The organism is Veillonella faecalis (genome assembly GCF_024677885.1).
Lineage (GTDB): Bacteria > Bacillota > Negativicutes > Veillonellales > Veillonellaceae > Veillonella > Veillonella nakazawae.
The window spans coordinates 60,926-80,835 of the sequence record NZ_JALBWL010000005.1 but is presented as its reverse complement, the minus strand read 5'-3'; the positions used below and the strand labels follow the sequence as shown (position 1 = coordinate 80,835).

General features: G+C 40.3%; 14 protein-coding genes. 2 read left to right on the top strand and 12 right to left on the bottom strand.

Features of this window, described 5'->3' with window-relative positions; all coding sequences use genetic code 11:
• Positions 1 to 127: 127 nt before the first annotated feature.
• Positions 128 to 2,302: a heavy metal translocating P-type ATPase gene (locus tag MOQ65_RS08925; protein WP_257847343.1), complete on the bottom strand. Its 2,175-nt coding sequence runs from the start codon at positions 2,300 to 2,302 to the stop codon at positions 128 to 130.
• A 337-nt stretch (positions 2,303 to 2,639) separates the two neighbouring features.
• On the opposite strand from MOQ65_RS08925, the gene MOQ65_RS08920 reads away from it, so the two are divergent.
• Positions 2,640 to 3,293 (top strand): YigZ family protein, encoded by a 654-nt coding sequence (locus MOQ65_RS08920; RefSeq protein ID WP_257847327.1) that lies wholly within the window; start codon positions 2,640 to 2,642, stop codon positions 3,291 to 3,293.
• Positions 3,294 to 3,314: 21 nt separating this feature from the next.
• Here MOQ65_RS08920 and MOQ65_RS08915 read toward each other — a convergent pair whose 3' ends face one another.
• Complete coding sequence (locus MOQ65_RS08915; RefSeq protein WP_105094777.1) at positions 3,315 to 3,503, bottom strand: hypothetical protein; 189 nt, start codon at positions 3,501 to 3,503, stop codon at positions 3,315 to 3,317.
• 195 nt (positions 3,504 to 3,698) lie between these two features.
• Here MOQ65_RS08915 and MOQ65_RS08910 point away from each other — a divergent pair, with 195 nt between their 5' ends.
• A complete protein-coding gene (locus MOQ65_RS08910; RefSeq protein WP_257847326.1) occupies positions 3,699 to 4,589 on the top strand; it encodes a LysR family transcriptional regulator in 891 nt (296 codons plus the stop codon).
• A 207-nt stretch (positions 4,590 to 4,796) separates the two neighbouring features.
• Here MOQ65_RS08910 and MOQ65_RS08905 read toward each other — a convergent pair whose 3' ends face one another.
• The 10 genes from MOQ65_RS08905 to rapZ all read right to left on the bottom strand — a co-directional run bounded on the left by MOQ65_RS08905 (position 4,797) and on the right by rapZ (position 19,900).
• A complete protein-coding gene (locus MOQ65_RS08905; RefSeq protein ID WP_257847325.1) occupies positions 4,797 to 5,747 on the bottom strand; it encodes a dihydroorotate dehydrogenase in 951 nt (316 codons plus the stop codon).
• Positions 5,747 to 6,514: a dihydroorotate dehydrogenase electron transfer subunit gene (locus MOQ65_RS08900; RefSeq protein ID WP_257847324.1), complete on the bottom strand. Its 768-nt coding sequence runs from the start codon at positions 6,512 to 6,514 to the stop codon at positions 5,747 to 5,749. Before MOQ65_RS08900 ends, MOQ65_RS08905 begins: the two co-directional genes overlap by 1 nt.
• A gap of 4 nt (positions 6,515 to 6,518) precedes the next feature.
• Entirely contained in the window at positions 6,519 to 9,719 is a 3,201-nt protein-coding gene (gene carB / locus MOQ65_RS08895) for a carbamoyl-phosphate synthase large subunit (RefSeq protein ID WP_257847323.1), read from the bottom strand.
• A 1-nt stretch (position 9,720) separates the two neighbouring features.
• On the bottom strand, positions 9,721 to 10,788 hold the full coding sequence (carA, locus tag MOQ65_RS08890) for a glutamine-hydrolyzing carbamoyl-phosphate synthase small subunit (RefSeq protein WP_060924922.1): 1,068 nt from the start codon (positions 10,786 to 10,788) through the stop codon (positions 9,721 to 9,723).
• On the bottom strand, positions 10,788 to 12,074 hold the full coding sequence (locus MOQ65_RS08885; RefSeq protein ID WP_039969456.1) for a dihydroorotase: 1,287 nt from the start codon (positions 12,072 to 12,074) through the stop codon (positions 10,788 to 10,790). The genes carA and MOQ65_RS08885 overlap by 1 nt, the downstream gene beginning before the upstream one ends.
• The gene (locus tag MOQ65_RS08880; protein ID WP_105086209.1) at positions 12,058 to 13,008 is read right to left on the bottom strand and encodes an aspartate carbamoyltransferase catalytic subunit; all 951 of its coding nucleotides are present in this window, start codon (positions 13,006 to 13,008) and stop codon (positions 12,058 to 12,060) included. Before MOQ65_RS08880 ends, MOQ65_RS08885 begins: the two co-directional genes overlap by 17 nt.
• 352 nt (positions 13,009 to 13,360) lie before the next feature.
• The gene (locus MOQ65_RS08875; protein WP_257847322.1) at positions 13,361 to 16,648 is read right to left on the bottom strand and encodes an ATPase; all 3,288 of its coding nucleotides are present in this window, start codon (positions 16,646 to 16,648) and stop codon (positions 13,361 to 13,363) included.
• Positions 16,649 to 16,660: 12 nt separating this feature from the next.
• A complete protein-coding gene (whiA, locus tag MOQ65_RS08870; RefSeq protein ID WP_005387320.1) occupies positions 16,661 to 17,608 on the bottom strand; it encodes a DNA-binding protein WhiA in 948 nt (315 codons plus the stop codon).
• A gap of 15 nt (positions 17,609 to 17,623) precedes the next feature.
• On the bottom strand, positions 17,624 to 18,973 hold the full coding sequence (locus MOQ65_RS08865; protein WP_257847321.1) for a gluconeogenesis factor YvcK family protein: 1,350 nt from the start codon (positions 18,971 to 18,973) through the stop codon (positions 17,624 to 17,626).
• A gap of 12 nt (positions 18,974 to 18,985) precedes the next feature.
• Positions 18,986 to 19,900, bottom strand: coding sequence for an RNase adapter RapZ (gene rapZ, locus MOQ65_RS08860; protein ID WP_257847320.1), 915 nt, complete (start codon positions 19,898 to 19,900; stop codon positions 18,986 to 18,988).
• Positions 19,901 to 19,910 lie beyond the last annotated feature (10 nt).

The window sequence follows — 19,910 nt, the reverse complement described above, 5'->3', positions numbered from 1 at the left end:
ATTTCATAGGATTTAAATATATAGTCAGATTTAAAATAAAGCACCTATACCATGGTATAGGTGCTTTATAAACTTTAATCAACGCTATCAATTATTATATCTTATATGTTATACGATACAAGTTAAATTAAATCTTAGCTCGTTTCAAGCGAAGGGAGTTACCTACAACTGTTACAGAGCTAAATGCCATTGCTGTACCTGCAATCATAGGATTTAATGCACCGATAGCAGCCAATGGAATACCAATGCAGTTAAAGATCAATGCCCAGAATAGATTTTGTTTAATATTAGTCATAGTCTTACGACTGAGGCGTACTGCTTGTACTAGTGTGTGTAAATCATTTCTTACAAGGACGATATCTGCTGCCTCTACGGCAATATCTGTACCACTACCGATAGCAAAACCAATATCTGCCGTTACAAGAGCTGGTGCATCGTTGATACCATCACCAACCATGCCCACTACCAGACCTTTATCTTGTAACTCTTTTACCTTGCTAGCTTTATCTTGAGGCAACACTTCAGCAATAACGTGAGTAATACCTGCTTGTTTTGCAATATATTGAGCTGTACGGCGATTATCACCGGTAAGCATCCACACATCGATACCTTGAGACTGTAATTCTTTTACCACCTCAATAGTTTCTGGACGCAATTCATCCTCTACAGCCCACAAAGCACTGATTATACCATCTACAGCTAATACAGAAACGGAAGCACCTTGTTCTTCAAAACGAAGAATATCGTCTTGAACGGCACTTAAATCGTAACCTAATTCAGTCATCCAACGGCTATGACCAAGCTGTACAGATACACCTTGATAAGCCCCTTGTAAACCTTTACCTGGTACATCCCCAAAGCTTTCAAGTTCTACAGCGTTACCTTTATAACCATGATCTTCGCCATAATAAACCATGGCCTTTGCAATTGGATGCGATGTACCACTTTCAAGGGCCATCATAATAGACATATTTCTACTTTCATCACCATTATAGTTTTTGAAAACCGTTACATCGAGAACACCTTGTGTAAGAGTGCCAGTTTTATCCATAACGATGGCATCGAGTTTTCCTGCTTTTTCAAGATATTCTGCACTCTTGATGAGAACACCATGCTCCGCACCTAAGCCAGAGCCTACCATAATAGATGTTGGTGTAGCGAGACCGAGTGCACAAGGACAAGCGATAACAAGCACTGCTGTAGCATTAATGAGAGCTACATTAACAGAATCGCCTACAATAAAATACCATACAAGGCCAGTCAATACAGCGAGGCCAATAACGGTAGGCACAAAATATTGAGCAACGATATCTGCAATACGTTGAATACTTGCTTTAGAGGTTTGAGCTTCTTCAACGACCTTAATGATTTGAGATAACATCGTGTCGCTACCAATGCGTTTTGCTTCCATTGTGAAAGCACCGCTCAAGTTAATAGTCGCACCGATAACATCAGATCCCACTTGTTTTTCTACAGGCAAACTTTCACCGGTAAGCATAGCTTCATCTACAGTAGAATAGCCTTCAGTAATAGTACCATCCACTGGAATTTTTTCGCCTGCCCGAACTTGTAAGATATCACCTGCTACAACCTTAGATGTAGGAATATCTAAGAACTCACCATCACGCAATACATGAGCTGTTGCTGGTTGCAAGGCAATCAATTTTTGAAGTGCTTCAGAGGTACGCCCCTTAGCAATTTCTTCTAAAAGTTTGCCAAGAAGAATGAATGTAATGAGCCAAGCTGAGGTTTCAAAGTAAATGCCATGAGGCCCAAGTTCTGGATGGAACTGCCAATTATAAATACTGAATAGATACGCTACTGTCGTACCCATTACTACGAGCACGTCCATGGTAAGGGCACCATTCTTCACCGCACTCCACGCACTCTTATAAAACATGAGACCAGGTCCAAACTGAGCGATGGTAGCAAGAATGAACTCTACCCATACTGGCAACGCTTGAATGCCAAAGCGATGTAATGTCATGTTAATCATCATCGGTACAGCCATACAAGCAGCAATGATAAGACGTGTAATATGAGGTTTTAAATTAACCTTTTCTATTTCTTGTTTTGTTTCATCTGCCTCTGCAGCACCGAAACCAATATTTGTAATAGCATCGATAATTTGTTGTGGTTCTACAGTAGAACCGTCTTTATATTCAACGCTTCCCTTACGAGTGAGTAGATTAACCTTTACAGACTCTACGCCATCGACTTTAGAAACAACATTTTCAACACGCTTTACACAGGCGGCACAATGCATACCTGTTATATCAAACTCTTGTTTCTTCTTACTCATCATATCACTTCTTTCTAACATAATCTTCAAAGATATATGTTCCTATATATCTATATAAGTCAGAAACTCATAGTAGACATATCATACATCGGTAACAGAGTATTTTATAAACACGTATAGTTTATTATATGAACACATTTACATGAGGATACATTCATACGTGTTTATTCTATAATAACATAAATTCTCATTACGTCAATATCCTACTAAAACTAGGGGACTATTCCTTTTTCATAGGGGAATTAACATGTCCCCACCTATACACAACATTCACAAATAGATTATAATAAAGTGATGATGAATAAACATAAACTTTGATTCTAAAGGAGGTGAATATATGTGTGAATCAATAAGCCCTATAGTAGAATTTACTTCAGTAGCGAAGGAATTTCGCCATGAATATGTTGTTGAGAAGTCACGTTTTATCACAACTGTATGCCCTTGTTCTACAGAAGAGGAAGCACAGGCTTTTATTGGCCGTATCAACAAAGAATTTTGGGATGCACGCCATAATTGTACAGCCTTTGCATTAGGACCAAAACAAGAACAACAACGCTCTTCTGACAATGGTGAACCATCTGGTACAGCCGGTAAACCTATGTTAGAAGTACTCAAAAAAACAGGTATTACCAATGTGGCCGTCGTAGTAACGCGCTATTTTGGAGGTATTAAGCTAGGCGCAGGTGGTTTGATTCGTGCATATTCACACTCCGTTGCAGAAACATTACGTCTTTCCCCTAAAGAACTACACACAACACGAACTCAGTTGCAGGCTACCATAGACTATTCCATGTATGGAGCTATAGAAAGATATGTGCAAGATCAAAAACTACATTATGAAGCAAGTTTTGGCGAACATGTAGATATTACTATTTTAGTACCTCCTACTGATGTAGAGCGCATACAAAAAGAGCTCCAAGACATGAGTCATGGAGCTGCTACTTGTACTATATTAGATTCTATTGAAGTGGTGCTACCGCTAGAACAATAATCTTACTGACAAACACATTAATTAGTTATCACTATGGACTAATCCACTTATGCCTTGACTTAGTTCGTGACGTTTTTCATTAGTCAATGGATGAGGCCATACGCGTTCTAGTTGTTTTTTACGACTAAGACCTGTATTATGTGCAGTCATTAATCTACGTGCTTCCCAGTTGCGAATTGCTTTACTTAATGTTCTTTTTACTACGCCCATGATAGTACCTACTTTCTTAATCACTATATTATATAAAAATTTGTGATAAGGATAGAAAGTTTATTTTAAACACATTATTCTTTCTCTTTCCTTGATAACTATAGTATATATACCATTTTATTAAATGTGAAATTACTATTACTTAGTTCGTTATAAATTTTATTTATCTTATTTTGTGTATAATAGGGAGATTCTATGGATACATCTTACTACCACAATTTTATTACCCTCGTTCAAACGGGCAATATGACACAGGCCGCAGAGATTCTTCATATTACACAACCAGCTTTAAGTAAACAATTAAAATACTTAGAAGCTGAATTTGGGGCTCAACTCATCAATATCAAGCGCGGTCAACGAGGATCGAACTTACAACTTACTGATGCAGGTAAAATCTTCTACGAAAAAGCCCAACAACTATGTTCTATTGAAGAATCTACGTATAATGCGGTACATCAATTAAATTCACGCATTGAAGGTACGTTGAGAATCGCTACCTCTGCATCTCGTTCCACACCAATCGTACAACAATATTTACCAGCCTTTTCCATGAAATATCCATCAGTTCACTTTGAAATCTATGAAGGACTGATGACGAATGTAGTTAATCAACTGATTAATGGTAATGCTGAGCTAGGAATTGCCAACATCCAAATGGTAGACACTGACAAATTTGATATTCTTCTCACACAAGAAGAACACTTATATGCTATCTTCCGTCGTGATGTATTCTGGATAGACCGCGAACATGATACAATCACTTGGGATGATATCAAAAAATGTCCATTATCCCTTTCCGGCGGCTCTGTGCGAATGATTATGCAATCTAGCTTGACAGATATGGACCAACTCAATGCCGTTGCTATCACTACAACTAAGAGTTCTGCCATCGAATGGGCCTCATCTGGTAGAACCGTATCTTTGGTTCCAATGGATGCAAAGGAACTCATTAACCATCGTAAAATGGCCCGCATTAAATTACCAGAATTCTCTGGAGATTTCAAAAAAGCATTTATTACCCTCAAAGGACATGCTTTATCTCCGGTAGCACAGCAATTTATTGATTTCTATAAAGCTTATGTATAATTAAAGTTCTACATATGATTACTATTATGATATCAACAGTTTCTACGATTGGTACCTACCCTATGTTAGATACCAATACAATACATAAGAAAAGACCTAGTACATTATGTACTAGGTCTTTTCTTTGTCATCTTAATCTGTATGGTAAGCCATCTAAGCCGTACAAGTAAACTTTTAGTCATTACATTTACTAAATAGAAACTATTACTACCCTTGATGTACAGCACCTACTATATCAGTAATACTGTTTAGATTATATTGTTCCACATAATCGCCCATTTCACGAGCAATACGAGAAATCGCCGTTGGATCTACCATTGTAGCAACCCCAACTTGGACTGCTTGTGCACCAGCCATCATAAATTCAATAGCATCAGTGCCTGTCATAATGCCACCAAGGCCCATAATAGGAATATTGACCCCTTTATACACTTGGTGCACCATGCGAAGTGCAACCGGTTTAACAGCTGGACCAGATAAACCACCATAAATATTACCCAATACAGGTTTACGACGATGGATATCAATGGCCATACCAAGAATGGTATTAATGAGACTGACCCCATCACCGCCACCAGCTTCTACAGCCTTTGCGATTTCCACAATATCCGTAACATTTGGTGAAAGTTTTACAATAACGGGCTTATCTGTTACTTTACGAACCGCTTTTGTTACCTGTTCTACTACCTTTGGATCTATACCAAAAGCCATGCCTTCACAGGCAACATTTGGACAAGATACATTAACTTCAAGGCCTGCAATACCATCTACAGATAGTGTTTCTGCCATCCACGCAAATTCCTCTACCGTACCAGCAGACATATTTGCTAGCAATGGTACATCATATTTCTTGAGGTCTGGCAAAATCTCTGTAACAAAATGTTCTGCCCCTGGATTTTCAAGTCCAATACAGTTTAATACACCAGATGGTGTTTCTGCAATACGAGTTCCTGGATTACCATGACGACCTTTCGGTGTTAATCCTTTTACAGAAATAGCACCTACTTCATTACTAAGGTCTAAATAACCAGCATACTCAGGACCATTACCAAAGGTACCAGATGCAGCGATAATAGGATTTTTCATCTTAATCCCGCAATAATCTACAGCAAGCTTTGGATTAGGCGTAACGGTGTTATTTAAATCGCGTTCACTCATTAAAAGAACACCTCCTCAGCTGGGAATACAGGACCATCTTTACAGACTTTATAACGTTTGCCACCGGCACCATCACAAGCGCAGCCTAAACAACCGCCTGTACCACATCCCATGCGTTCTTCAAGAGATACTTGGCATGGTACATTGAGCTCTTTAGCAACTTGTGCGACACCCTTCATCATAGGGGTAGGACCACAAGTCATAACAGATGTGAACGTATTAGCATTAATAAGTTCTGGCATGATTGCTGTAGGGAAACCTTTTCTACCTACGCTACCATCATCAGTAGTGATATGCACCTCTACAGGCGTATCTTTGAATAAGTCTGCCCAGAAGGTTTCACTTTCATTTCTAAAACCTAAAATAACTTGTGCTTCTTCACCGTTTTGCAAGTGAGACGCGATGCATAGCATCGGTGCAATACCAACACCACCACCAACAAGTAGCATATTATTAGATGTTACAAATGGTTCACCCAAAGGTCCTAAACAATCTAATGTATCACCAGGCACGAGATGTGTCATAATTTCAGTGCCCTTGCCTACGACGCGATACAAAAGGGTAATAGTCCCCTTTTGTACATCGAATCCAGCATAGCTAATAGGGCGACGCAATAATGGCGCCGTAGAGTTCGCTACGCGAACATTACAAAACTGTCCTACCTTTGCTTCTGCTGCCTGTTTTGGTGCGTGAATATCCATAATCCACACATCAGAGCCTATTTGCTCATTGCGAACGACTTCGCCCTGTTCTACATAGCCACTCATGGTTTTACTCCAATTCAAAATCTTGTAATGCTTCTACATTGTAGTTAGCATCATCTTTACGATTAGCTACAACGCGCAATACTTCACGAGCTGTATCAAGGCTTGTTAAGCATGGTGTACCCATTTCTACAGCGAGACGACGCAATTGGAAGCCTTCACGTTCAGGGCGTTTACCTGCAGTCAATGTGTTAAGTACAAGATCTACTTTATCTTGACGAATGTGGTCAGCACAGTTGTCATCACCTTCAGAGATTTTGTTAACTACCTTGCAGTCAACACCATGTTCTTTGAAGTATTTACCAGTACCGCCAGTTGCTTCGATGTGATAGCCCAATTCAATAAAGCCTTTTGCTAATTGACTCGCTTCCTCTTTATCGCGATCTGCAACAGTCATAAGGATTGTACCATCTTCTGGGATACGCATGTTAGCGCCATTGATTGCTTTAAACAAAGCTTCAGAATATGTGCGACCAATACCCATAACTTCACCAGTAGATTTCATTTCAGGTCCAAGAGCAATTTCTACAAGGCCCATTTTGGAGAAGGAGAATACAGGTGCTTTTACAGCTACATATGGTTTGTTAGGTACAAGACCAAGTGGCAAGCCTAATTCTTTTAAGCTTTCACCAAGGGCAATTCGTGTTGCACATTCAACCATATTGATACCTGTAACCTTAGAAATGAATGGTACAGTACGGCTAGACCGAGGGTTAACTTCGATAACATTAAGTTCCCCATCAGCCACAATATATTGGATGTTAAGAACACCTTTAACATTAAGGCCAATTGCAATACGGCGTGTATAATCAACAATTTGATCGATAATTTCTTGACTTAAATGTTGAGCTGGATAAACGGCCATGGAGTCACCAGAGTGAACACCGGCGCGTTCGATTTGTTCCATAATGCCAGGGATACAAACATCAGTACCATCGGAAATAGCGTCAACCTCTACCTCCATACCAACCATGTAACGGTCGATAAGTACTGGATGTTCCTTAGATGCTACTACGGCTTCCTTCATGTATACATCGAGTTCTTTATCGTTGTATACGATTTCCATGGCACGACCACCCAATACATAAGAAGGACGAACGATTAATGGATATTTCAAGTTTTTAGCAGCTGCTTGCGCTTCTTCATCAGAAGTTACAAGAGCACCTACTGGACGAGGAATACCAAGTTTTGCCAACAATTCATCAAAGCGTTCACGGTCTTCTGCCATGTCGATGCTATCTACGGATGTACCTAGAATTTTTACACCGCGCTTAGCCAATGGACCCGCCAAGTTGATTGCTGTTTGACCACCAAATTGAGCAATAACGCCAGCTGGTTTTTCTTTATCAATGATTTCCATTACATCGTCCACTGTTAATGGTTCGAAGTACAAGGAGTCAGAAATATCGAAGTCTGTAGACACTGTTTCTGGGTTATTATTGATCATAATAGATTGGTAACCCGCTTTACGAAGTGCCCAAGAGGAATGTACAGAGCAGTAGTCGAACTCTACGCCTTGACCGATACGAATTGGACCGGAACCAAGTACTACAACGGATTTTTCACCTAGTGGTTTAACTTCGTCTTCTTGTGCATAAGCACTATAGTAGTACGGTGTTTTAGATTCGAATTCGGCAGCACATGTATCTACATATTTATATGTTGGAAGAATGTTCCATTCTTTACGTTTTGCACGAACGTCTTCTACGGTTGTATTAGCATAACGAGCGATAACAGAATCAGTGAAGGAATAACGTTTTGCTTTGCGCAATACGTCTTCTGTTAAACCATGTTCAGCTAACGCTTTTTCTACATTAACAATATTTTTGATTTTTTCAATAAAGAATGTATCAATTTTTGTAATGTAATGAATTTTTTCTACACTAATGCCCTTGCGAAGTGCTTCTGCTACAACATAGATACGTTCATCATCTACTAAATGTAAACGTTCAATCAATTGTTCCATGGACTCATGAGAGATTTTCTTAAGCTCAATATGGTCTAAACCAATTTCCAAGGAACGAATTGCTTTAAGTAAGGATCCTTCCAAGGAGCGGTCGATAGCCATAACTTCGCCAGTAGCCTTCATTTGAGTGCCCAATGTGCGATCTGCCAAATTGAATTTTTCAAATGGCCAACGTGGGAACTTAGTTACTACATAGTCCAGTGTAGGCTCGAAGCATGCTTTTGTTTCGCCTGTTACAGCATTTGTAATTTGATCCAATGTCATGCCTACTGCAATTTTTGCAGCTACCTTCGCAATTGGATAGCCAGTTGCTTTAGATGCTAATGCAGAGGAACGGGACACACGAGGGTTTACTTCGATAACGATATATTCATTGCTATTAGGATCCAAGGCGTATTGTACGTTACAACCACCTTCGATTTTCAAATAACGAATGATTTCTACAGATGCAGTGCGAAGCATTTGGTATTGAATATCGTTCAATGTTTGGCTTGGTGCCACAACGATGGAGTCACCAGTATGTACGCCAACAGGGTCGATATTTTCCATGTTACATACGATGATACAGTTATCTGCACTATCGCGCATTACTTCGTATTCGATTTCTTTCCAACCTGCTACAGAACGTTCTGCTAGGATTTGGTGAATTGGTGAAAGTTTCAAACCACGGCGTGTGATTTCATACATTTCATCTTCGTTATGCGCAATACCGCCACCAGTACCGCCCAATGTATAAGCAGGACGAATGATGATAGGATAACCAATGCGATTAGCAAACGCTACTGCTTCTTCAAGATCGTTAAAGATATCGGATTCAGGAACTGGTTGATTGATTTCCTTCATCGCTTCTTTAAAGAGCTCACGGTCTTCGGCTTGTTTAATCGCTTCAAGAGTTGTACCTAGAAGTTTTACACCGTATTCTTCTAATACGCCAGCTTCAGACAATTGTACGGCCATGTTAAGACCTACTTGGCCACCTAATGTAGCCAATAAGCCCCAAGGGCGTTCTTTTTTGATTACTTCTGTTACGAATTCAAGACTAATCGGTTCTACATATACGCGGTCTGCAATATCTGTATCAGTCATAATTGTAGCAGGATTGGAGTTAACCAATACTACTTTATAACCTTCTTCACGAAGGGAACGGCATGCTTGTGTACCAGCATAGTCAAACTCTGCAGCTTGGCCGATAATAATTGGACCAGAACCAATTACAAGTACTTTTTTTGCTTCTGTGGTCATATTATTTTCCCTTTCTCATTAAGTCTTCAAATTCGTCAAATAAATATAGATTATCAGTAGGTCCTGGGGATGCTTCTGGGTGATATTGTACAGAGAAAATAGGCAATTCTTTATGGCGCATACCTTCCACAGTGCCATCATTTACACTGCGATGTGTAATTTCTACAAAGTCTGGTAAGGAAGTATCATCTACTGCATAGCCATGGTTTTGAGATGTAATATATACACGGCCTGTACGTAAATCTTGTACTGGATGGTTAGAGCCACGGTGACCAAACTTCAATTTAAATGTTGTACCACCATAAGCTTGCGCCAATACTTGATGACCCATGCAAATGCCGAAGATTGGTTTTTTGCCGAACAATTTCTTTACTTCTTCTACGGCATAGCCAAGATCTTGAGGGTCTCCAGGGCCATTGGATAAGAATACACCATCTGGATTTGCTGCTAACACATCTTCAGCTTTAGCATCTGCAGGGAATACTGTAAGACGGCAACCAGCAGCTTCTAAAGAGCGAAGGATATTTTCCTTTACACCATAGTCCATTACAGCTACATGGAACTCAGCATTTTTATCGCCACGCATACCTTGCCATTTTGTAGTTACACGCATAACTTGATCTGTTGGCAAGTCTTGTTTAAATAATTTTTGAATATCTTCCATAGGGTAGTCAGAACGTACAAGTACGCCTTTCATTACACCATGGTTACGAAGAACACGTGTAATAGCACGTGTATCTACATCATAAAGGCAAGGGATGCCGTGTAAACGAAGATACTCACTAAATAGACCTTCATTTTGCCAGTTAGATGGGAAATCACACAGTTCGCCTACAATAAAGCCTTTACAATATGGTTTAGGACCTTGAGTAATAGCATTCAATGTACCATAATTACCAATCAAAGGATATGTTAATGTAATAATTTGATCCGCATAGGACGGGTCAGTCAAGATTTCTTGATACCCTGTCATACCTGTGTTAAATACAACTTCCCCTAATGTAGGAGCGCCACCTAATAAGGAACCTTCAAACACGGAACCATCTTCAAGAACTAACTTGCCTTTCATTATAAGACTACGCCCTCCTTCATAACTACTTTGCCATCAACTACTGTGAGTTTGGCCTTACCTGTAACAGTCATACCATCAAATGGGCTGACTTTGCCTTTTGTATAGAATTTATTGCGATCTACTGTCCACTCTTCAGTTGTTGAGAATACAGTAATGTCTGCTGGTTTACCAACTTCAAGAACACCTGCATCAAGGCGCATTAATTCAGCTGGACGTGTACTCATGTAGTACACAACTTGGTCGATACTAAGTTTATCAGGACCATACGCATTAGTAATAACCGCTGCTAAAGATGTTTCGAGACCACTGAAACCATTTGGTGCACAGCAGAACTCGTGGTCTTTTTCTTCATACGCATGTGGTGCGTGGTCTGTAATAATTGCATCAATTGTGCCATCTTTCAAGCCTTCTAATAATGCTTGACGATGATCTTCGGAGCGAATTGGAGGCGCCATTTTGAACGCTGGGTTATATTCGCGTAAATATTCATCTGTGAAAGATAAATGTTGGCTTGTAACTTCACAAGTTACATTAAGACCTTTTGCTTTTGCACGACGAACCATGTCCACTGTATTTTTACTACTTACGTGTGCAATATGAATGTGACCACCTGTCATTTCAGATAACAAGATGTCACGAGCAACCGCTAAATCTTCAGCTACTGCAGGACGACCAATAACACCTAATTCATAGGAAACGATTCCTTCATGCATATGACCATTTTTAGTCAATGTAATGTCTTCTGCATGGTCGATAACCATTTTATTAAACATGGAGGAGTACTCTAAGGCACGACGCATAAATGCAGCATTTTCTACATAGTGGCCATCATCGGAGAAGGCTACTACACCAGCTTCCGCCATATCGCCCATTTCAGCAAGTTCTTTACCTTCAAGGCCTTTTGATACAGCACCAATAAATTCTACTTTTACAACACCTGTAAGCTCAGCCTGTTTTTGTAAGCCTCTTACAAGAGCAGCATTATCTACAACTGGATTTGTATTAGCCATAGTGACAACACGTGTGAAACCACCTGCTGCAGCCGCTTGTGTACCGGAGTGGAAGTCTTCTTTCGCCTCTTGGCCTGGTTCACGTAAATGTGTGTGAATATCGATAAGGCCAGGTGCTACGATAAGACCTGTTGCATCATATACTTCAGCGCCTTCAGCACTCAAGTTTTGTCCGATGGCTGCAATTTTACCATCTTTTACAAGAACATCTGCCACTTCATTTTGTTTTTTTGCCGGATTAACTACCGTACCATTTTTAATAAGCAAGCTCACTACCGTCACCTCCGATAATAGTTAAGTACAATACAGCCATACGTACAGCTACGCCATTACGTACCTGTTCTTGAATTACGGATTGATCAGAATATGCTACATCTGGTGCAATTTCAAGGCCACGGTTCATAGGACCTGGATGCATTACCATTACATCATCTTTAGCCAATTTCAATACATCATTGTTAATACCGAAGATACGTGCATATTCTCTATTTGTAGGATACAACGCAGAATGAATACGTTCTAATTGAATGCGAAGTACGTTAACCACATCTGCATCAGCCACTGCTTCACGAATATCGTGGTGTACGGTAACACCTAATTTTTCGAGCTCTGGATATACCATAGTACGAGGACCAGCCAAATGTACTTTAGCACCCATTTTTGTAAGGCCATAAATGTTAGATCTTGCTACACGGCTATGCATAATATCGCCTAAGATAACAACTTTTAAGCCTTCAATAGATTCTTTTTTCTCTAAAATGGAGTACATATCTAATAATGCTTGTGTTGGATGCTCATGAGCGCCATCACCAGCATTGATGATGATAGGATCTACTGCTTTAGTAGCATATAGAGGAGCCCCTTCAGCACTATGACGCATTACAATAGCATCTGTGCCCATATAGGACAAAGTTAGCAAGGTATCACGGAAGCTTTCACCCTTCCCCATGGAAGAACCGCTTGGAGAAAGATTAATAACGTCAGCCCCTAAATATTTGCCGGCTAATTCAAAGGAACTACGGGTACGAGTACTAGGTTCCATAAAGAGGTTAATAATGGATTTCCCCTTTAAAAGTGGAACCTTCTTATCATCAGAAAGAACGATTTTTTTCATTTTCTTTGCCACATTTAAAATCAATTTGATTTCTTCAGGTGACACATTTTGCAAACCCAATAAATGTTTGCCTTTTAGGCTAACTTGTCCCATGATTTCCTCCTAACTCACGTAACAAAAAAGACCTTTTGCCCAGGGCAAAAGGTCAAATAGTTTGCACAAAGAAGCCCTTATGGGGCGCTTCAACTATATTCCTTTCTCAGCCTCTCTGGACTAAATTAAAAGGTTTTGTAATATGCAATGGTCTCTCGTACCATGGATGCATTTTCTTTATTTATTGTACTGAATCTCCTCTTGAAAGTCAATGTGAAAGCAAAAGTTCATAAGTATTTTAAAAAGAGGACAAACCCTTAAAAGTGGCTTGTCCTCTCTATACTTTACCAATTGTTTCCTTATAATCAATCTATAATTAGATACAAATAATTTTCATTATTATAAGCTAATATTACTGACCCATAGGATATAATTTTGGTGGATTTTGATCATCATTTTGTTGATCTTGCTGTGAACTATAAGGAGCTTGATCTTGTTGACCATTAGTCATTGGATTTTGCTGTGCATATTGTTGATTTTGTTGTGGTTGCCGTTGGTCACGACGACGTGTATTTTGAGATGCAGTCGGTCTAGGTTTAGTCAACTCATCAATAGATACAGCATTTGGAATAGTTACACTTGGTGTATCCTCATGTACATCATCAAGTTCACTGAAGGAAGGTCCTGTTTTAGCAGCTTGTGCTGCCTTACGTTCTGCCTCAATTTGTTGACGTGCAAGTTCTGCGCGATGACGAGCATTTTCTTGTTGTTCTTTGACACGTTGAATTGCTTCAGCTCGCTCTTTAGCTTTACGTTCAACTTCGGCTTGCGCAAGAGCTTGCTGACGTGCTTCTTCCGCCTTACGTTCCGCTTCTAAGTGAGCTTGGTAACGTTCTTCAGCAATGCGTTTTGCCTCTGCTGCTTGGCGTTCAGCCTCTGCACGTTCTGCAGCCAATCTAGCTTGCTCTGCTTTACGTGCCTCAGCAGCTATACGAGCCTCTTCTGCTTTGCGGGCTTCCTCAGCTCGTCTAGCCTCTTCTATGCGGCGCGCTTCCTCAGCTCTACGTGCTTCTTCTGCACGTTTCGCTTCAGCTGCAATTCGAGCTTCCTCTGCCTTACGAAGTTCTTCTGCTCGTTTTGCTTCTGCTGCTATACGAGCTTCCTCTGCTTTACGCAATTCTTCCTGCCGCTTTGCTTCAGCAGCAACGCGAGCTTCTTCAGCTTTACGAGCCGCTTCAAGTCGTTCTTGCTCGGCCTTGCGTTGTGCCTCAAGTCTAGCTGCTTCTAAGCGACGTGCTTCTTCTGCGCGGCGTGCTTCTTCGGCCATACGAGCTTCTTCAGCTTTACGGGCAGCTTCAATTCTTGCCTCTTCAGCCTTACGCGCTTCTTCTGCACGTTTAGCCTCTGCTGCAACACGAGCTTCCTCTGCTTTACGGGCCGCTTCGATTCTTACCTCCTCAGCCTTTCTCGCTTCTTCTGCACGACGTGCTTCTTCTGCTTTTCTTGCGGCTTCAATACGTTGTGCTTCTAAGGCTGCTTTTGCTTCTGCCGCTTTACGAGCATCTTCTTGACGTTTCGCTTCTAACGCAGCCTGTTCAGCTGCACGTTGTGCTTCTAATGCCGCTTTCGCCTCTGCAGCTTTACGTGCTTCTTCTGCGCGGCGTGCTTCTAATGCTTCTTGTTCTGCTTTTCGCTGTGCTTCTAAACGCGCTTTCGCTTCAGCTGCTAAGCGTTCTTCTTCAGCTTTTTTTGCCTCTAATGCTGCCTTTTCTGCTGCCCGTTGTGCTTCAAATCGAGCCTTGGCTTCTGCGGCTTGTCTAGCTTCTTCAGCTTTACGAGCGGCTTCAATACGAGCCGCTTCTATTCTACGTTCTTCTTCAAGACGTTTCGCTTCTGCCGCTACACGAGTTTCCTCTGCTTTACGGGCCGCTTCTAAACGATCTGCCTCAGCCTTTCTTGCAGCTTCAATACGCGCCATTTCTGCTTTACGTTCTTCTTCGGCCTTACGTGCTTCAGCTACTTTTCGATCAAGCTCAGCTTTTCTTTCAGCTTCTAGTCGTTTAGCTTCTTCTGCTTGGCGCATTTCTTCAGCTTTTTTAGCTTCTAATGCAGCTTTTTCTTTTGCAGCTTGTGCTTCTTGAGCCGCCTTCAATTCAGCAGCTTTGCGATCCGCCTCAGCTTTCTCTGCTAGTTTTCGCTCCACTTCAGCATGTTTTGCTTCTGCTGCTTTACGCGCCAATTCGGCCTTTTCTGCTGCTATACGAGCTTCTTCAGCCTTCTTACGCGCTAATGCTTCTTCTGCATCTTTTGCTTTTTTGAGTTGTGCCTCTTTTTTAGCATCTGCCGCAGCTTTATCACTCAATTTTTTTGTTTCTTCATGAGCGATATTCTCTGCCTGCTTACTAGGTGTCAATGTGGATTTTGTAGTATCTACAGTACCTTTATTGCTATCTTTACTACCTATAGGACCTACTGGAATTTGCGTAGTCCCTTGAGTTGGATGACCTAAACTATCTTTTACATCCTTAGGAACATTAACAGCAATAGTTTGATGTTTTTGTGGATTCGCAAGAGATTCAGGAATTAACAAGAACCGTATCGGCAAGTTAGATGCCCCTGCAGGCATAAAGTTTAATGTTAATAAATCACCTGCGTTATAGTTACCCATGATGCGACTATCTAAAATAGTTCCATCCCCAAGGGCAGAGATACCATCAGCACCGCCAATATGATAGGTTCGTGTATCTGTTTGACCTCGACGTGCGCCTTGTTGATGAAGTGCTTTTACCGTAAAGGAACCGGAATAGGGACCACCAAGAGGGTTAAAATACAATCTAAATGGTTCATTACCTTTTGTAGGAATTTTTAAAGTATATGAAACACCATAGTTACCACGGTCACGAACAAATGCTTTATTTTGCATTTCGTCTACACCGTTGATAAACATATCTTCACGGTCATTACCGATTTCTACAAAAGCACCACCTAATGTAGTATCAAAAGGTGTGGTAACCTCCATATTACGCTTAGACCCAGTATAGGTACCGCGCAACTGAATTTCATCAATAGGTAAATTCTTAGCCCAATGAGATGCATCAACAGCATCCATCCCCATAGGCAACATCATAACACGAGCAAAGATTGGTGCCTCTGTTTTAATATCTACGATACCGGTAAATAATGCATCTTGATATACTGGTGTATTTTCCAAATCACTAAAGATTAATTGGCGCCCTTGTGGCGGAATACTTAGCGAATATAAAGGTCTCGCATTGGGACTTTCATCTAAAGGATGCTCTAAGTCCTTTCGGGATAAATCACGACCAGCAGCGAAATAATCTGGTGTAGCCACAGATTTCAACTGTCTCATCACATGAACAGTATTGGGATACGCCGATTGATTCTCCAATACGATAGCAATCTTATGAGGCTGATCCATTTCATTTACATGGTAAAAATAGATACGACCATTTCCATTAATTGTACCTGCACTAAGTGTACCACCTACTGGTCCTACATATTCAGGGCTATCTGATAGTAGCAATGTATCCGTTTGAGACACCAAACTTGGTGGCAACGGAGAAAACTGAAAATATCCAATTGATTGTAAATCTATATCACGAGCCTCTACATGGCCTGTAAGAGCAGCCATGGCGGCCATCGCTGCGGCTACACAATATTTTGATTTATAAGAAAACATATATTAATACCTCTATATTTCTTCAAGCCCCATAGGGTCATACGTAAGTGCTAATGCTTCGATTTTCTTTAAACGATGTCCAATACCCGACTTAGATAATTCGCCATCCATCAATTCTTCAAGTTCTTTCAGACTCGCTTCTGGATTGTCCCATCTCAATCTTGCTACAATCCGCAACTTTTCAGGCAACTCATCAATACCAATTTCTCTATCGATAATTCGAATAGCCTTTACCTGGCGTACTGCAGCATCTACAACCTTTTGCAAATTTGCAGTCTCACAGTTTACTTGTCGATTAATTTGATTTCGTACAGTTTTCATTATGCGCACGTTTTCAAATTCCATCAGTGCTGATTGAGCACCCATAATTTGCAAGCAATTCGTTACAGCGTCCCCTTCTTTAAGATATACTACGTACTCTTCCTTACGCTCAGTCAAACCTGCATGAATATGAAATAACCGCAATACATGTATAATTTCCTTTGCAAAATTCTCATTGCCGGTCATAAACTCAAGATGATAATCACTTTGTGGCTTATTAACAGAGCCACCGCCTAAAAAAGCACCTCGTAAAAAAGCACGTCGTGCCTCCATAGATTTAAGCCAACTACGAGGAATTTGTTCAGTTACAGGCCATAAAGCAAGATCTTCTAACGCCTGTCGCCCTTCTATAGATGGCTCTACAGATAAAGTATACATATTTTTCTTGCGCAAGTTTAGCCCTTGTCGTACTAATACATTGGTAGGTAATTCATATTGTTTTTTTAATATGCCTAACAAGCGACGAGCTACTGCATTATTTGCAGTAGCCAATCTAATACCAACAGCACCCTTCATCCCCAGAATGATAGATCCACCCATGCGCAATAAGCAAGACGCTTCAATTTTCATGGCCAAATCTGCATCACTAGAGGATTCATATTGGCATAATTCATTTTTTACATCTTCAGCAAATGACATAGGTGTCCTTTCTCATTAATGATCATCTCGTTGGAGATAATACTCTAGGATATGTGGTTCAGTATTTGATTGCATAGCATGCACAATATCCATAATTACTTTACCTAACCGTTCAGGATCATGAACAGCGGGCTTTTTAGGACTTATCAATGTAGCCCGAATCGTACGTATTCCTCTAGCTTGTAGCTTCTTAGTATCTAATACTACAGGCTCTGAACCTACAGCACTATATTGTTCTACCATTTGAATTGGTAGTGGTCCATCGTTAGCAAGTACAGTATCTACAATGCCTTCACCACCATGTGCAATGAGAGCCTCCACATGATCACTTAAGGTATAACCTGTAGTTTCACCAGGTTGAGTCATAACATTAGCAATGTAAATTTTATTTGCCTTGCTAGCGCGTACATGAGATGCAATTTTATCAGTTAACAAATTCGGAATGATACTTGTATATAAGCTACCTGGTCCAAAGATGATAACATCTGCTTCATCGATAGCACGTAACGCAGCACCTTCTGGTTTTGGCTGTGCTGGCTCACTATACATATGGCGAATGCGTTTACCAGAATTAGGAATATTACTTTCACCTTCTACGATAGTACCATCGGTCATCTCCGCTACTAATTTAATGAACTCAGTAGACGACGGAATTACACGGCCTCGTACACGTAACAATTTACTAGCCGCTTCAAGCGCTTCCTCCACATCGCCATCATATACTTGAGCAAGTGCTGTGATAAAGAGATTACCAAAACTATGCCCAGATAGCTCATTTTCCCCTTCAAAGCGATAACGGAAAAGATTTTCCATAACCCCTTCTTGTTCAGCTAATGCAATCAAGCAGTTTCTCAAATCGCCAGGAGCAATCATTTTAAAATCTTCACGCAAGCGCCCCGATGAACCACCATCGTCAGCTACGGTTACAATAGCAGACAAATTAGAGGTGTGTATTTTTAATCCACGTAATAAATTTGATAGCCCTGTACCACCGCCGATAACAACGATCTTAGGACCTTTATCGAGGCGTATATTTTGGAAAATAATATCTGACACCTTACTATCAGGATTAGGTAATACAGCACGAATAATCGTTTTAATAACCTTACTCGTACCGATTAACATTAACACAGCGCCAATCGATAGTACAACAGCGCCTACAGCAATGAGCACATTATAATTGTAAAAGCCCGTCATATTATAAGAAAAGGCTAATACAATATCTTCAAGAACGGCAAGCCATTGATAATTAAATATCAATGAAATGCCTATGATTAAAAGACCTACACCACAACTAAATAGGGCAAGCCAACGTTTTATATTTAGGCCCGGAATAAGCCACCGAAACCATCTTTTTCGCAACATATGAACCCCTATCTAGTTACCAAATGTTTTAATTTCATGAGGATTATAATCTTCTTCTACATTATTTTTCATCATATCTCGATGTTCTACAGAAACGCGATAGCCGTTTTCTAATAGATGCGAATATAATGCTTCTGCCATAGCCACAGATCGATGCATACCACCTGTACAGCCTACAGCAACGATAAATTGAGACTTCCCTTCTTGTTCATAATTAGGCACAAGAAAATCAATGGTATCAAAATAACGCTTTTTAAATTCCTCTGTAACTTCAAAAGAATGAATATATTCATTTACAGCTTTCACACGACCTGTTTTATGACGGAAATCTGGAATGTAGAATGGGTTTGGTAAAAATCGAACATCCCAAACCATATCCGCATCCAATGGTAATCCATATTTAAAGCCAAAGCTTACAACTGTAATAGACATGCCATGTCCTTCGTCAACTTGAGTGAATCGAGTTTTTAAATACTCTTTGAGGCTCGCAGTTTTCATATTCGTTGTATCAATAATGAAGTCTGCTTTATGTCGTACAGAATTTAATATCTGACGTTCTTCTTTCAAACCTGTAGTGATCATTCCATCTGGAGCCAGTGGATGGCTGCGACGACTTTCTTTATATCGTCTAATTAACGTCTCATCTGTAGCATCCATAAAGACAATTTCATAATCTACCTTCATTTCTCTTAATGTTTCAAGAGATGATGAAAGGGCTTCAAAGAATTCACCACCGCGAATATCTACAACTAAAGCTACACGGTTTGTACGTTCTCCACCTTGTCGACAAATTTCACTTAGCTTAGGAATAAGTACAGGAGGAATATTATCAATACATAGATAGCCCATATCCTCTAATGCTTGTAGAACCTGAGTTTTGCCGGCACCAGACATGCCTGTAACAATTAATAAACGAAATGCTTCCATAGTTTTACTC

Bases quoted from the DNA above. Each gene is read 5' to 3' on its own strand.
- MOQ65_RS08925 (WP_257847343.1), bottom strand. From the start codon at position 2,302: ATGAGTAAGAAGAAACAAGAGTTTGATATAACAGGTATGCATTGTGCC.
- MOQ65_RS08920 (WP_257847327.1), top strand. From the start codon at position 2,640: ATGTGTGAATCAATAAGCCCTATAGTAGAATTTACTTCAGTAGCGAAG.
- MOQ65_RS08915 (WP_105094777.1), bottom strand. From the start codon at position 3,503: ATGGGCGTAGTAAAAAGAACATTAAGTAAAGCAATTCGCAACTGGGAA.
- MOQ65_RS08910 (WP_257847326.1), top strand. From the start codon at position 3,699: ATGGATACATCTTACTACCACAATTTTATTACCCTCGTTCAAACGGGC.
- MOQ65_RS08905 (WP_257847325.1), bottom strand. From the start codon at position 5,747: ATGAGTGAACGCGATTTAAATAACACCGTTACGCCTAATCCAAAGCTT.
- MOQ65_RS08900 (WP_257847324.1), bottom strand. From the start codon at position 6,514: ATGAGTGGCTATGTAGAACAGGGCGAAGTCGTTCGCAATGAGCAAATA.
- carB (WP_257847323.1), bottom strand. From the start codon at position 9,719: ATGACCACAGAAGCAAAAAAAGTACTTGTAATTGGTTCTGGTCCAATT.
- carA (WP_060924922.1), bottom strand. From the start codon at position 10,788: ATGAAAGGCAAGTTAGTTCTTGAAGATGGTTCCGTGTTTGAAGGTTCC.
- MOQ65_RS08880 (WP_105086209.1), bottom strand. From the start codon at position 13,008: ATGGGACAAGTTAGCCTAAAAGGCAAACATTTATTGGGTTTGCAAAAT.
- MOQ65_RS08875 (WP_257847322.1), bottom strand. From the start codon at position 16,648: ATGTTTTCTTATAAATCAAAATATTGTGTAGCCGCAGCGATGGCCGCC.
- whiA (WP_005387320.1), bottom strand. From the start codon at position 17,608: ATGTCATTTGCTGAAGATGTAAAAAATGAATTATGCCAATATGAATCC.
- MOQ65_RS08865 (WP_257847321.1), bottom strand. From the start codon at position 18,973: ATGTTGCGAAAAAGATGGTTTCGGTGGCTTATTCCGGGCCTAAATATA.
- rapZ (WP_257847320.1), bottom strand. From the start codon at position 19,900: ATGGAAGCATTTCGTTTATTAATTGTTACAGGCATGTCTGGTGCCGGC.